The sequence below is a fragment of the Arenibacter certesii DSM 19833 genome (genome assembly GCF_000429545.1).
Lineage (GTDB): Bacteria > Bacteroidota > Bacteroidia > Flavobacteriales > Flavobacteriaceae > Arenibacter > Arenibacter certesii.
The window spans coordinates 1-12,590 of the sequence record NZ_AUCB01000032.1; the positions used below are offsets into that span (position 1 = coordinate 1).

Genomic DNA, 12,590 nt, shown 5'->3' on the forward strand with positions numbered 1-12,590 from the left:
CTCAAGGCCCAGCAGGTCCCAAGGGAGATACTGGGGATACAGGAGCAACTGGTCCACAAGGTATTCAAGGAGAAATAGGTCCCCAAGGCCCAGTAGGTGCAACAGGCCCACGAGGTCCGCAAGGCACAACGGGTGCAGTAGGTCCACAAGGTGCAACAGGTCCAGCAGGTGATCCGGCAACAGATGATCAAACGCTGAGCATATCGGGTGACCAACTAACCATTACAGGAGGTAATTCAGTTACTATCCCAATCGCAGACGGTACAGAGACTAAAGTAACGGCAGGGACTGAAATCGGTGTAACAGGAACAGGTACTGCTGGTGATCCTTACGTGATAAGTAATACGCGTCCAAATATATTCTACCCCCCATCTATTGCGGTGGATGCATCAACAACTGGTACAGGTAGAACTTTAAACTTATATACTGAATATACAAACCAGTATACAACACCTATGGTAAAAAGTGATGATGGAGGAGCAAATGCAGCTCCTGCCGCCATCCCTACCTATGGCAATACAGAACTGTATTACTATGTTACTTATTATGATAATACTGTATTTGCCAATGTTACTATAAATGAATTAGGGGTTATGACCTATGATGTTATAGCAACCCCCGCAGATTACAACTCTTTTTTCAACGTAGTTTTTGTGGTAAAATAAATTGAAAGCCCAATAACCAATTACAACCAACAATTTGAGACCGAACAATCCATATAGATCCTTATTTCTCACGCTGGTAATTGCATTGCTAAATATTTCCATAGTAAGTGCGCAATTCTTGTTGCAGGCACCTAACAGTAGTGATGAGCATAACTATAAATGGTATGAGGCATCGGATAGAAATACCGTACTAGGAACCGATTTTTTTTATGAGGTATCTCAACCGGGAATCTATTTCGCCACCTATGATGGAACCCTATGTGGATCCAATGCCAGTGGTTACTTTATTGTAACCGATTGTTCTAGTCCAGATAATGAGGTCACTTTGGATGTTTCCAATAGGGTAAGTCCTACAGCAGATTTACACTGGTCACCACCAATTAGCGGGGACCAGTTCATGGCAACAGTGACCGGTACACAAAATGTTACAAAATATACCGCTACGGTAACCAAAGTAGGAAACAACTTTGACCTGCCCAATTTTACCGTAGTTTGTATTCAACAGGCTGCTATCGTTGAGGATGATTATATTACCCTTGATGAAGATACGTCAGTTATAGTACCAATATATGATAATGATAGTAATATCCCTACAGAAGGGTTATTAACCGCTCCAAATCCATTTAATGGTACTGTTTTTATTGACGATAACGGTACGCCAAATGACCCATCGGACGATCTAATGACGTTTACTCCAAATCCTAATTTTAACGGAAATACTTCTTTTACCTATACGGTCTGTAACGTCAAAGGAGATTGTAGTACCGCCACCATATATGTGGAGGTATTACCAATAGTAGACGCCTTTGATGATACCATAGAAATAGTGCAAAATGAAGTGGTAGAAATAGATGTTTTGGCCAATGATAATGATATCCCAGTCATAGGCACTTTACAGACTACTAGTCCGGCTAATGGTACTGTGGTGATTAATAATAATGGAACGTCCAATGACCTAACCGATGACACAATAACGTATACTCCCAATCCGAATTATGAGGGTACGGATAATTTTACTTATACCATTTGTGATGACCTCGGAAATTGTAGCACTGCAAGCGTAACAGTTTTGGTGAATACCGATGAAACAACAGATCCTGATCCAGATACGGATGAAGAACCAGATGATTGGGGCAAGGAAGTGGAAGTCTTCAATGTAATTACTCCAAATAATGATGGAATCCATGATGTGTTGACAATTAAGGATATAGATAGTTACCCTAATAACACCATCAAAATTTACAACCGTTGGGGGGTACTGGTATACGCTACCAGAAGCTATAACAATAACACCAATAATTTTGACGGAACGTCTAAGGGAAGGGTTACTGTCGCAGAAGATAATAAGCTTCCAACTGGGACTTATTTCTATATGTTAAACTTCACTAGTGTTGATCAAAATAAGAGTAAGACCCTAACGGGATATATTTATATAAATCGATAAAAGAATGTCGTATCCATTAAAAATATTTTTATCTAAGCAACAACCTATTCTGTTCCTGTTTTTCCTAATATCCATGGGGTCGGAAGTTATTGCGCAACAAGATGCCCAATATACCCAGTATATGTATAATACAGTTAGTGTTAACCCTGCTTATACCGGATCTAGAGGGCACTTAAGTATTGCGGCACTTCATAGGTCACAGTGGGTGGGTTTGGACGGTGCTCCTACTACTCAGACCTTAAATATACATTCCCCGATCGGCTATAGGGGAGTAGGCTTAGGTTTCTCCGTAGTAAATGATAAGATTGGACCTACTTCAGAAACTTATTTTGATGCTGATTTTTCATATACTGTCCATACCTCAAGAGAAGGTAGGTTAAGCTTTGGTCTTAAAGCTAGTGCACATCTACTTAACATTCGTTTTTCGGAATTAAATCAAGATTATACTAATTCTAATGGACCCGACCCTACCTTACAACACGATATAGACAATAAATTCTCCCCTAATATTGGGGCTGGAGTGTATTATCGAACCAATAAATTTTATGCAGGGCTCTCCGTTCCTCGATTTTTAGAAACTACTCATTTTGATGGGGCAGTACTTTCAACTGCGCAAGAAAGGATGAACTTTTACTTGATAACAGGTTACGTTTTTGATATGAATGCTTACGTAAAGTTTAAGCCCACTCTCTTAACGAAAATGGTAATGGGAGCCCCGCTACAGGTGGATGTTTCTGCCAATTTCATGTTGAACGAGAAATTTATATTGGGTGCGGGTTACCGTTGGGATGCGGCAGTGAGCGCTATGGCCGGATTCCAAGTATCTAGTGAGCTTTTAATAGGTATCGCATACGATAGGGAAACTACCGAATTGGGGCAGGCCATATTTAATGATGGTTCCTTTGAGATTATCCTGAGATACGATTTCATTAGTCGCATTAACAATTTAAAATCCCCTAGATTTTTCTAATAACTACGGACCATTACCCTACTCATCTTCCTTTGAGAATGTAGCTTTTTAAGAAAGCCTTAACCCTTATAATAGGGGAAAACCTTATTTTTACGTTATGGAAGAAGAAAAGGTAATTTTAGTAAATGAGTTGGATGAGCAAATTGGGACCATGCCCAAATTAGAGGCTCACGAGAAAGCTTTGTTGCACAGGGCTTTTTCGGTTTTTATCATGAATGATAAAGGCGAGACGATGATCCAACAAAGAGCAGCACATAAATATCACTCTCCTTTAATCTGGGCAAATACGTGCTGCAGTCACCAAAGGGTGGGAGAGTCCAATACGGAAGCAGGAAAAAGAAGGCTGATGGAAGAAATGGGGTTTGAGGTCCCTTTAAAGGAACTATTTTCCTTTATCTACAAAGCTCCTTTTGATAACGGACTTACAGAACACGAGTTAGATCATGTGATGATTGGTAAGTATAATGGGGAGCCCAATATAAATCCCGAGGAAGTAGCCGATTGGAAATGGATGAAACCAGAAGCTATTAAAAATGATATCGCGGCAGATCCCGATAAATACTCAGCTTGGTTTAAAATTATTTTCGAAAAATTTTATGACCATATTACAAAAGATATTAAAGTCGTATGAGAGTTAAAGTAAGCAGAAAGGCGCACTTTAATGCGGCGCATAGACTTTATAGACCGGATTGGGATAATGAAAAAAATGACAAGGTCTTTGGATTATGCAATAACCCAAATTTCCACGGTCATAATTATGAGTTGGTAGTTAGTGTAACCGGGGAAATAGACCAAGAAACAGGCTTCGTTATGGATATGAAAGTGCTCAAAGACCTTATTAAAGATAAGGTGGAAGATGTACTAGATCATAAAAACCTAAATGTGGAAGTAGATTGGTTTAAGACTAAAAATCCTACCGCTGAGAATATTGCCATTTTTATATGGAACAAACTAAGGCCATTTATAAAAACAGATCTCGAACTAGAAGTTACCCTATTTGAAACCCCTAGGAACTTTGTAACTTTTTCTGGATAAATTATAGAATTATGGAACTTGGTAAGCTCCAATACCTCCATGAAAAAAGATTGGTTAAATAAATTAACGTTCATTCCTCTAACCTTAAAAATATAATGGAATATGAGCCTATACCCATTAAAATTTGATCCAATTCTTAAAGAAAGACTCTGGGGAGGAACAAAACTTAAACAAGTGCTGGGAAAGGAAATAACCAGCGATATTACTGGTGAAAGTTGGGAGTTGTCTGGAGTAGCTGGTGATGTATCGATAGTGGCTAATGGCAAATTAAAGGGTTGCTCTTTGCAAGAGCTTATCACTAAGTACCCTGAAGAGGTATTAGGGAAAAGCGTTTTAGAGAGATTCGGAAGTGAATTTCCGGTCCTCATTAAGTTTATTGATGCTAAACAAGACCTGTCTATTCAATTACATCCTAATGATAAATTGGCCAAAAAGCGACATAATTCGTTTGGAAAGACAGAAATGTGGTACGTAATGGATGCTGATAAGGATGCAGAGCTTATCGTAGGATTTAACAAGACTGTCACCAAAGATGAATACGCTAAAAGTATTGAAGAAAATAGCTTGTTAGCTTTGTTAAACTATGAAAAAGTACAAGAAGGGGATACCTTTTTTATAAATACTGGTAAAATTCACGCTATTGGGTCGGGAGTACTTTTGGCAGAAATTCAACAGACCTCCGATGTGACTTACCGCGTTTTCGATTTTAACAGGAAGGATAAAGACGGGAATTATAGAGAGCTCCATACCGAATTGGCATTGGATGCCATAGACTATGAAAAAAAGGACGACTTTAAGGTTTCCTATAATCAAAATAAGGATGAGGTGAATTCAATGGTCGCTTGCCCTTATTTTACTACTAATTATTTAGATCTTACACAACCGATGGAATTGAATGTTGCCGACCGAAATTCCTTTACCATTTACATTTGCGTAGCGGGAAATGCTAGTATCGCAAACGACTTTGGACAGATTGATTTACAAAAAGGACAGACGATATTAATTCCCGCAGTATCCAAAACAATACATATTAATACAACGAAAGCAAAACTTTTAGAGGTTACTATCTGAAATTGATTACTTTTGCAGAAAATATATTACCAATGGCAAGTATAAGAGATTTAAAAAAAGACATCAATTACGTTTTAGGAGATATTATTGAAGCGGTATATTTAGTTGACGCTTCAGAAAATGGACAGAATTCTAAAGAAGGAAATGCGGTTATAGATGGCGCAATTGCTACTTTTGATGACCTAATTGAGAAGGTGAACCAAAAAGATGTTGAGAACAGATCAGCACACCTTAAAGGAGTGCGTCAGGAATTGGAGACAAAAGCTGCGGCTTTAATAGATGAGCTTAATAAACTAGGCTAATATCCAGAAGAAACTTCATTAAGTAAAAAAGCATCCAATAAAGGATGCTTTTTTATTTTATATGATACCGTAAATCCAAAAATCTCACAACTCCCTTTGGGTTTATTAATATGAGGAATTTTTTAGATTTTTTTATTTTTCTTGGCTAGACTTTTGATTCGTGATGAATTGATTTAATTCCTTTCCATATTTAGAATTTGCTACCTCAGGGCTAAGTGCGTTGTTGATAGAATCCAAATACTTAATATTAGCATCCGATACTTCTTTTAGAGCAATATAGGGAGCTATATAAGAATCTGTGTTGTTCATAGCAAAATTTAGTGCAAACAAATAGCCTCGTTTAACATTCCTATCGCTAAGGGCTTGAAGGGAATCCATCATTTCTTGATTGTTTTGAGCCTTAGGATTTAAACTAGACTTTATGTATTCTAAGTTTTGAGTATTAAATCTGGACATCACTTTCTGGTACTCACTTAGCTTGTCTTGACTCTTGGAACCCTCTATGCTGGCATTCAGATCAAAAGTATTCCAAGCAGTATTTATAGTTATCTCCCCAGGCTCACCAAAAAACATAATTCGATCGTTGATATCATTATTGTCTTTTTTGTTTAAGTAGAGATAAAAGATTTCAGGACTTTCAATTTCAGTACTAAAAGAAAAAGTGCCATCCCCTTTTACTACTAGCGAGTCAATGTTGATTAAACTAGTATCCACTATATGCTGAAGGTAAAGCGTTCCTTTTTTTAATCCTTTTACCTTTCCCGCAACCGTCATGGTGTTTTCGGTAGTTCCCGCACAAGAGGCGATAAAAGCAGCAATTAGCGCTGTGATAAATATTTTTCTCATAAGTAAATAATTGTTTTTTTTGTCGGTCAAATTTAAACTTGTCTAACGGCAGTCAGGTTAGCAATTCCTTATTCGTGATTAGGACCAATTTAGGGCCATGATCATTTCATCGTTTTTTTCTTGGTGCGCAAATATCACTAAAGTTTGTGGAATTTTAAACTTTTGATGCAATTTCCATTAGAATAGTACAGAGAATAGCGCCGCCTGTTCCCACTACATACCCAAAAACTGCCAATAGTACCCCTACTGAGGTGAGGGAAGGATGAAATTCGGCAGCAACGACGGGTGCTGATGCGGCGCCACCAACATTTGCCTGACTTCCTACAGCGAGAAAGAAATAAGGAGCTTTTATCAGTTTGGCAACAAGAATAAGAAGTCCAGCATGAATGCTGATCCATACAAAACCTATCACTATTAGTCCTGGATTTTCTAACACCTTAGTAAGGTCCATTTTCATTCCTATAGTGGCTACCAAGATATAAATGAATACACTGCCTATTTTACTAGCTCCCGCGCCTTCATAATTCTTTGCCTTGGTAAAGGATAGGATAATTCCCATAATCGTCGCAATTACGACCATCCAGAAGAAATTGGAACCTAAGAAGGAAAGGAAGCTTCCTTTATCGCTTACGCTTTCAAAGGAACGGAGATAATCACTTAGGTAGTCCCCAAAGAAATGGGATAGCCCAACAGCAGTAAATGCAAAAAAGAGCATCATCATATAGTCGGTTAACGTAGGGACCCTAGTAATTCGATCCGAAAATTCGGAAACGGTAATCTTTAATTTTTCAATCGCTGAGGTGTCGGCCTTAAGCCATTTATCTATTCGTTTGGTCTTCCCAACGCCTAGGAGAATTATAGCCATCCATACATTGGCAACTACTATATCTACCAGGACCATGCCGCCATATTTTTCAGGGTTATATTGGTATATCTCTAACATTGCCGCCTGGTTTGCTCCGCCGCCTATCCAACTGCCCGCGATAGTAGATAAGCCTCTCCAGATGGCATCAAAATCGTTCCCGCCTACTGTTTCCGGCGAAAAAATGGAAACAATTAAAATTGCCAAGGGCCCACCAATTATGATACCTATAGACCCCGTTAAAAACATAATTAAAGCTTTGGAGCCTAGGTTGGCTATCGCTTTCATATCAATGCTCAAGGTCATTAAGACCAAAGCTGCGGGCAAGAGATACCTACTTGCCATATAATAAAGATTTGAGGATTCATCCGAAACTAATCCGCTACTTGCCAAAATAGAAGGAAGTAGATAACACATTAAAACAGCAGGAACAATATTGTAGAATTTGCTCCAAAATCCAGTTTTTATAGAGGAGGTATAAAATATAAACCCGAGACATAGGGTGAGAAGTCCAAAAACAACAGTATCGTTGGTGATAAAAGGTTCGGTCATAATTATGTTAGTTCAGTTTGCGATAAATATAATTAAATATATAAGTGTTGTTTTATATAATGGGCAACTCCGTCCTCGGTATTCTTTAGCGTAATTGCTTGGGAGATTTCCTTTACTTCTTCTCTGGCATTAGCCACTGCAACCCCATGGCCGGCATGTTGCAGCATTTCCATATCATTGTAATTGTCACCAAAGGCAATTACATTTTCTAAACCTTCCCCAGACTGCAATAATAAAGAGATGGCCGTTAGCTTGGACACTGCTTTAGGCGCTACCTCAATTAATGTATCGTTAGAACGATATATATTTAAAGTGCTGGAAAAGGTGTTGGATAGGATGGGAAAGATAGTATCCATATTTTCTTTTTTGCCCATCATCATAATTTTGTGTCCACCTATTTCTCTAGTTTGCCAATCCAGTAGGGTTTCTTGGATGGCGCGATATGTGGGGGTAGCCTTGGTATATCTTATTTCCTTTTGGACCCTTTCTGAATCCGATTCTACATACCATTCATCTCCAGAATAAAGACCTAGCTTAATGTCTAGTCGGTTAGCTTCTTCATAAATGCCTTCAATTTGGTCTAATTCAATATAAGTAGAGCTCAATTGTTTTGCCCCATCAAGAACCAAGGCACCATTATAGCAAATAATGGGCTGATTTTCAATTCCAAGATTTTTCTGGATATAGATCATGGATTTAGGCATTCTTGCAGAAACCAGAATAACCCTCATATGGTTCCTTATCCTTTTTATTTCATTGATGGTATATTCGGATACGTTGTCCTTATAGGTCAAAAGAGTGCCATCCAAATCGGAGCATAAAATCTTATAGGTCATTAAAGCGAATTCTATTGGATTGGTATCCAAGGATTAATTGGTGCCAAATATAAACTTATGCTGAAATATATGGAACTGATTTCTGTGTAGTTCAGTAATTTCGTAGCAATGTTTAAAATAAGACGCTATTCGGCTTTGCGTTTTGGGTCCCTTTTCGCTTCCTTAAGTCCTTTCATTAATATCCATTCTATCTGACCATTCACACTCCGAAATTCGTCTGAAGCCCATTTTTCGATTGCCTTCAGCATCTCTTCGTTTAGTCTCAGGGCAAAAGCTTTCTTTTTACTCATTTTAAGTTTATATCTATTTTATCCCAATTCAAGAACTACTTGCTAAATAGTTTACAGACTATATTTAAGGCTTAAATGTTATTATTTCCTATCAATATCTTCTTTGATCTGTTATAACTCTGAATATTATCTTCAGCCTAGTGATTTAAGGTTCCCGAGTTTACTACTGGAGAAACGTCTTTATCAGAACATAGTACAACCATAAGGTTGCTAACCATTGCCGCTCTTCTTTCATCGTCCAGGTCAACAATATTTTTTTTACTAAGATGATCTAAAGCCATTTCCACCATACTTACCGCACCTTCAACAATCTTATGTCTAGCCGCCACAATTGCTGTTGCTTGTTGCCTTTTTAGCATGGCATTGGCTATTTCTTGGGCGTAAGCCAAATACCCGATCCTCGCTTCCAAAACTTCTATTCCAGCCATAGATAAACGTTCCTGTACTTCTTTTTCCAAGGCATCGCTTACCTCGTTAACACTAGAACGCAACGTAATATCTTCATCTACACCCTCATCAGCAAAATTATCGTACGGATACATGCTGGCCAGCTTACGTACCGCGGCATCGGTCTGTACGCGGACAAAATTTATATATTCGTCTACCTCAAAAGCAGCTTTGTAGGTATTGGTAACTCTCCATACTAGAATGGTGCTGATCATAATCGGATTTCCAAGCTTGTCGTTTACCTTTAATCGTTCACTATCAAAATTACTTGCCCTCAATGAAATTTTCTTTTTGGAATAAAACGGATTTACCCAAAATAGGCCATTGGTCTTAATTGTACCTATGTATTTTCCAAATAATAGTAGCACCCTAGAGCCATTGGGGTTTACCAATACAAAGCCAGGAAGAGTTAGTAGAATTATTATTCCTAGAGGAAAGGCGTAGCGAATCATTCCATTAATGATCAAAATAATGGCACCCACTATCATTAAGATTTGCAATCCTAGTATTAGATAACCGCTGGCAGGCGTAATGTTTTTTTCTTGTGTCATGGCTTAGTTATTTATTATGATATTAAAATGATATCATAAATATATTAAAATATCTATAAAGCCATGCGTTTTTGGTGAAAAAAAACTAAGCGTTTGTCTCACATATACTTAGCCTAATAAAGACGTGCTACAAATTATCAATTACAATGGTTGATACCCATAATTTACAGCTTCCAAGAGGCTAATTTTTCGCCTTGAAATCTTTGGTTTTTTTCTTATTTGGATTTTTAAACAGACGTTTAAAGAAACCGTCTCTTTTTACGGGGTCGCAATCCAATTTCGCCAGCACGGAGGAACTTGGAGCTTTAAACCTAGCCTTAGTAATATAATCAAAGGACTTATCCGCATTTAATTTCTGCGTCCATAGCGCAAAAATGGGTAATGCAGCGTTAGCACCCTGACCTAAACTGGTGCTTTTAAAACCAATTTCATGATTGTCTAAACCAACCCAAGTAATATTAAGCAATTTAGGTGTTAATGCTACAAACCATGCATCTTTATTGTTTTGTGTAGTGCCAGTTTTCCCTGCAATTTCATTTTTTAGTCCGTAGGTAGAACGGAGTCGTGCAGCCGTACCACTATTGACTGTGGCTTTCATCATTTGTATCATGATCTGACTATTTTCATCGGAAAAAGCAGGTTCTTCAGATATCTCCGGTTTAAACGTAATTAAGGTAGAATCTCTTTCGTTGTTTATATGCTGAATGAGAAAAGGGGTTACTGGCTTTCCATTGTTGAGGTAACTAGAGAAGGCTCCAGCTAGTTCGTTTATTTTTATCTCTGCAGTACCCAAAGCCAAGGAAGGCGTTTGAGGTAAATTGCTAGTTATACCCATTTTTTTTGCTTGTGACAATACGTTGGGAATGCCAGTTTGCTCTAGGACCTTAACCGCTACGGTATTAACGGAATTACTCAATGCCTCTTCCATGGAATAGTTGAGGTATGCCTCGTCTTTATTTCCCGAATTGCTGGGGGACCAACCTTCCATATTTTCGTATTCCACTTCTTGTGCAGAGAAGTAGTTGCAGGGGTCTATTCCACTTTCCAGAGCGGCCGTATAAACAATGGGTTTAAATGCAGATCCAACTTGCCTTTTACTTTGTGAAATATGATCGTATTTAAAATTTTTAAAATTAATTCCCCCTATCCAAGTTTTTACTGCTCCATTAGATGGATCCAAGGATAGTGATCCCGTATTCAAAAATTTGGCGTAATGTAATATACTGTCTATGGAACTGGCCAGTAGGGTAGTGTCTCCTTTCCAATTTGTTAGTGTCATTTGTTTTCTAACTCCCAAGGAATCCATAATTTGAGATTCGTTGAGTCCGGCAGTTTTTAACTTTCGATAGGCATCCGAACGTTGTATAATTTTAGCGATCAACTTTTTATTAGCTTTCCAGGGTGCATTTTGCCCATAACTTTTTTCAAAGCTATTTTGAAGGTTTTGCATATGCTCTTGCATGGCTTCTTCAGCCAAAAGCTGCATTTTATAGTCTAAAGTGGTATATATTTTTAATCCTGATGTATAAATATTGTATTCCTGTCCTTTCCCTTTTTGTTCCTCTGTCCAATTTAAAAGTTGCTTCCTTACTTCTTCTCTAAAATAGGGAGCAATCCCATCATTATGATCATAATCACGATAGTCTAGTTTTAGGGGGGTTAGAACAAGGCTGTCTGCCACCTTTGTTTCTAAATACTCATTTTTTTCCATAGCGCGGATTACTAAATTCCGTCTTTTAACACTGTTTTCCGGAAACACACGAGGATTATACCCGTAGGTAGCCTTTAACATTCCTACTAGCACAGCACTTTCCTCTAATTTTAAATCTTTTGCCCCTTTATTAAAAAACTTTAGCGCTGCGCTTTCTATTCCGAAAGTATTATCGCCAAAGGAAACGGTGTTTAGGTACAACATAATAATCTCCTCTTTGGAATAGAGCTTTTCTAACCTTTTCGCTATGATCATTTCCTTAAATTTAGTAGCCACTAGGTGTAAGGTTCCTGATTTTTCACGTGGATAAAGATTCTTAGCTAACTGCTGTGTAATAGTACTGCCACCTCCAGAAGATTTATCTTGCATTAAGATGGTCTTGACTCCAACTCTTCCAAGACTGGCGTAATCTATTCCCGAATGCTCGTAAAATCTTTCGTCCTCAATGGCTATCAAGGCAGAAATTAATTGCGGAGATAAATCTTCGTAAGTTATAGGTTGTCGGTCATATAAATAGTATTTTCCGATTAATACGCTATCGGCAGAGTACACTTCAGATGCTCTATCATAGTGGAAATTGGAGAGTGATTTCTTAGATGGGAGTTTGCCCCATGCACCTAAATATAAACTTAAGAGAAATAGAAGAAACAAGCACACTAATAACGATACTGCAACTATGGCGAATCTAAGGATCGGACTTTTTATCTTTTTCAACATTAGGTTGGTTTTAATGGGTGCAATATCAAATTTATTTACTTATCAGAGGTGTTCCTTAACATTACCTTTTAACTCAAACTGAAAATTTCTTAAACCTAAGATTTTGGATTGCCTTGAAAATGCCCTTTATAAGGAGCTGGCATACCTTATATTTAAGAAAGTTGAAAGGAGTTATAATAAAAATTTTCAAAATTTATTTTATTGATACATTTTTGAACTATTAGGCCTATTTTTGATTTTTATAAGGGGTTTACAGGCCTCTATAAGCTGTTAACCTGCACAAAAATAAGG

The 12,590-nt window shown here is 37.8% G+C and carries 12 protein-coding genes and 1 pseudogene; 7 read left to right on the forward strand and 6 right to left on the reverse strand.

Annotation, left to right across the window (positions count from 1 at the left end; genetic code table 11):
* The 7 genes and pseudogenes from G466_RS24615 to G466_RS0114405 all read left to right on the forward strand — a co-directional run.
* Window positions 1-665 (forward strand): annotated as a pseudogene (locus G466_RS24615) (collagen-like protein); the annotation flags it as partial.
* A gap of 34 nt (window positions 666-699) precedes the next feature.
* The gene (locus tag G466_RS0114380) at window positions 700-2,109 is read left to right on the forward strand and encodes a T9SS C-terminal target domain-containing protein (protein WP_026814294.1); all 1,410 of its coding nucleotides are present in this window, start codon (window positions 700-702) and stop codon (window positions 2,107-2,109) included.
* 4 nt (window positions 2,110-2,113) lie between these two features.
* Window positions 2,114-3,079, forward strand: coding sequence for a PorP/SprF family type IX secretion system membrane protein (locus G466_RS0114385; protein WP_051315689.1), 966 nt, complete (start codon window positions 2,114-2,116; stop codon window positions 3,077-3,079).
* A 97-nt stretch (window positions 3,080-3,176) separates the two neighbouring features.
* Window positions 3,177-3,710, forward strand: coding sequence for an isopentenyl-diphosphate Delta-isomerase (gene idi / locus G466_RS0114390; protein ID WP_026814296.1), 534 nt, complete (start codon window positions 3,177-3,179; stop codon window positions 3,708-3,710).
* Window positions 3,707-4,114: a 6-pyruvoyl trahydropterin synthase family protein gene (locus tag G466_RS0114395; protein WP_026814297.1), complete on the forward strand. Its 408-nt coding sequence runs from the start codon at window positions 3,707-3,709 to the stop codon at window positions 4,112-4,114. The genes idi and G466_RS0114395 overlap by 4 nt, the downstream gene beginning before the upstream one ends.
* Window positions 4,115-4,216: 102 nt before the next feature.
* Window positions 4,217-5,185 carry a type I phosphomannose isomerase catalytic subunit gene (locus tag G466_RS0114400; protein WP_026814298.1) on the forward strand — a complete coding sequence of 323 codons (969 nt, stop codon included), beginning with the start codon at window positions 4,217-4,219 and terminating at the stop codon, window positions 5,183-5,185.
* A 32-nt stretch (window positions 5,186-5,217) separates the two neighbouring features.
* On the forward strand, window positions 5,218-5,487 hold the full coding sequence (locus G466_RS0114405) for a hypothetical protein (protein WP_026814299.1): 270 nt from the start codon (window positions 5,218-5,220) through the stop codon (window positions 5,485-5,487).
* Between the two features lie 132 nt (window positions 5,488-5,619).
* On the opposite strand, the gene G466_RS0114410 is transcribed toward G466_RS0114405, so the two are convergent.
* The 6 genes from G466_RS0114410 to G466_RS0114435 all read right to left on the reverse strand — a co-directional run bounded on the left by G466_RS0114410 (window position 5,620) and on the right by G466_RS0114435 (window position 12,299).
* A complete protein-coding gene (locus G466_RS0114410) occupies window positions 5,620-6,333 on the reverse strand; it encodes a DUF4369 domain-containing protein (RefSeq protein ID WP_026814300.1) in 714 nt (237 codons plus the stop codon).
* A 154-nt stretch (window positions 6,334-6,487) separates the two neighbouring features.
* Complete coding sequence (locus tag G466_RS0114415; protein ID WP_026814301.1) at window positions 6,488-7,747, reverse strand: DUF819 family protein; 1,260 nt, start codon at window positions 7,745-7,747, stop codon at window positions 6,488-6,490.
* Window positions 7,748-7,779: 32 nt separating this feature from the next.
* Complete coding sequence (locus tag G466_RS0114420; RefSeq protein ID WP_026814302.1) at window positions 7,780-8,583, reverse strand: Cof-type HAD-IIB family hydrolase; 804 nt, start codon at window positions 8,581-8,583, stop codon at window positions 7,780-7,782.
* A 125-nt stretch (window positions 8,584-8,708) separates the two neighbouring features.
* Window positions 8,709-8,873: an Arc family DNA-binding protein gene (locus G466_RS23540; protein WP_084418859.1), complete on the reverse strand. Its 165-nt coding sequence runs from the start codon at window positions 8,871-8,873 to the stop codon at window positions 8,709-8,711.
* Window positions 8,874-9,010: 137 nt separating this feature from the next.
* Entirely contained in the window at window positions 9,011-9,871 is an 861-nt protein-coding gene (locus G466_RS0114430; protein ID WP_026814303.1) for an SPFH domain-containing protein, read from the reverse strand.
* A 181-nt stretch (window positions 9,872-10,052) separates the two neighbouring features.
* Window positions 10,053-12,299, reverse strand: coding sequence for a transglycosylase domain-containing protein (locus tag G466_RS0114435; RefSeq protein WP_026814304.1), 2,247 nt, complete (start codon window positions 12,297-12,299; stop codon window positions 10,053-10,055).
* Window positions 12,300-12,590: the final 291 nt, after the last annotated feature.

What these genes read in the sequence shown, in the direction of transcription:
- G466_RS0114395 (WP_026814297.1), top strand. Translation starts at nt 3,707, where the DNA reads ATGAGAGTTAAAGTAAGCAGAAAGGCGCACTTTAATGCGGCGCATAGA.
- G466_RS0114420 (WP_026814302.1), bottom strand. Translation starts at nt 8,583, where the DNA reads ATGACCTATAAGATTTTATGCTCCGATTTGGATGGCACTCTTTTGACC.
- G466_RS0114415 (WP_026814301.1), bottom strand. Translation starts at nt 7,747, where the DNA reads ATGACCGAACCTTTTATCACCAACGATACTGTTGTTTTTGGACTTCTC.
- G466_RS0114400 (WP_026814298.1), top strand. Translation starts at nt 4,217, where the DNA reads ATGAGCCTATACCCATTAAAATTTGATCCAATTCTTAAAGAAAGACTC.
- G466_RS0114435 (WP_026814304.1), bottom strand. Translation starts at nt 12,299, where the DNA reads ATGTTGAAAAAGATAAAAAGTCCGATCCTTAGATTCGCCATAGTTGCA.
- G466_RS0114430 (WP_026814303.1), bottom strand. Translation starts at nt 9,871, where the DNA reads ATGACACAAGAAAAAAACATTACGCCTGCCAGCGGTTATCTAATACTA.
- G466_RS23540 (WP_084418859.1), bottom strand. Translation starts at nt 8,873, where the DNA reads ATGAGTAAAAAGAAAGCTTTTGCCCTGAGACTAAACGAAGAGATGCTG.
- G466_RS0114385 (WP_051315689.1), top strand. Translation starts at nt 2,114, where the DNA reads ATGTCGTATCCATTAAAAATATTTTTATCTAAGCAACAACCTATTCTG.
- G466_RS0114405 (WP_026814299.1), top strand. Translation starts at nt 5,218, where the DNA reads ATGGCAAGTATAAGAGATTTAAAAAAAGACATCAATTACGTTTTAGGA.
- idi (WP_026814296.1), top strand. Translation starts at nt 3,177, where the DNA reads ATGGAAGAAGAAAAGGTAATTTTAGTAAATGAGTTGGATGAGCAAATT.
- G466_RS0114410 (WP_026814300.1), bottom strand. Translation starts at nt 6,333, where the DNA reads ATGAGAAAAATATTTATCACAGCGCTAATTGCTGCTTTTATCGCCTCT.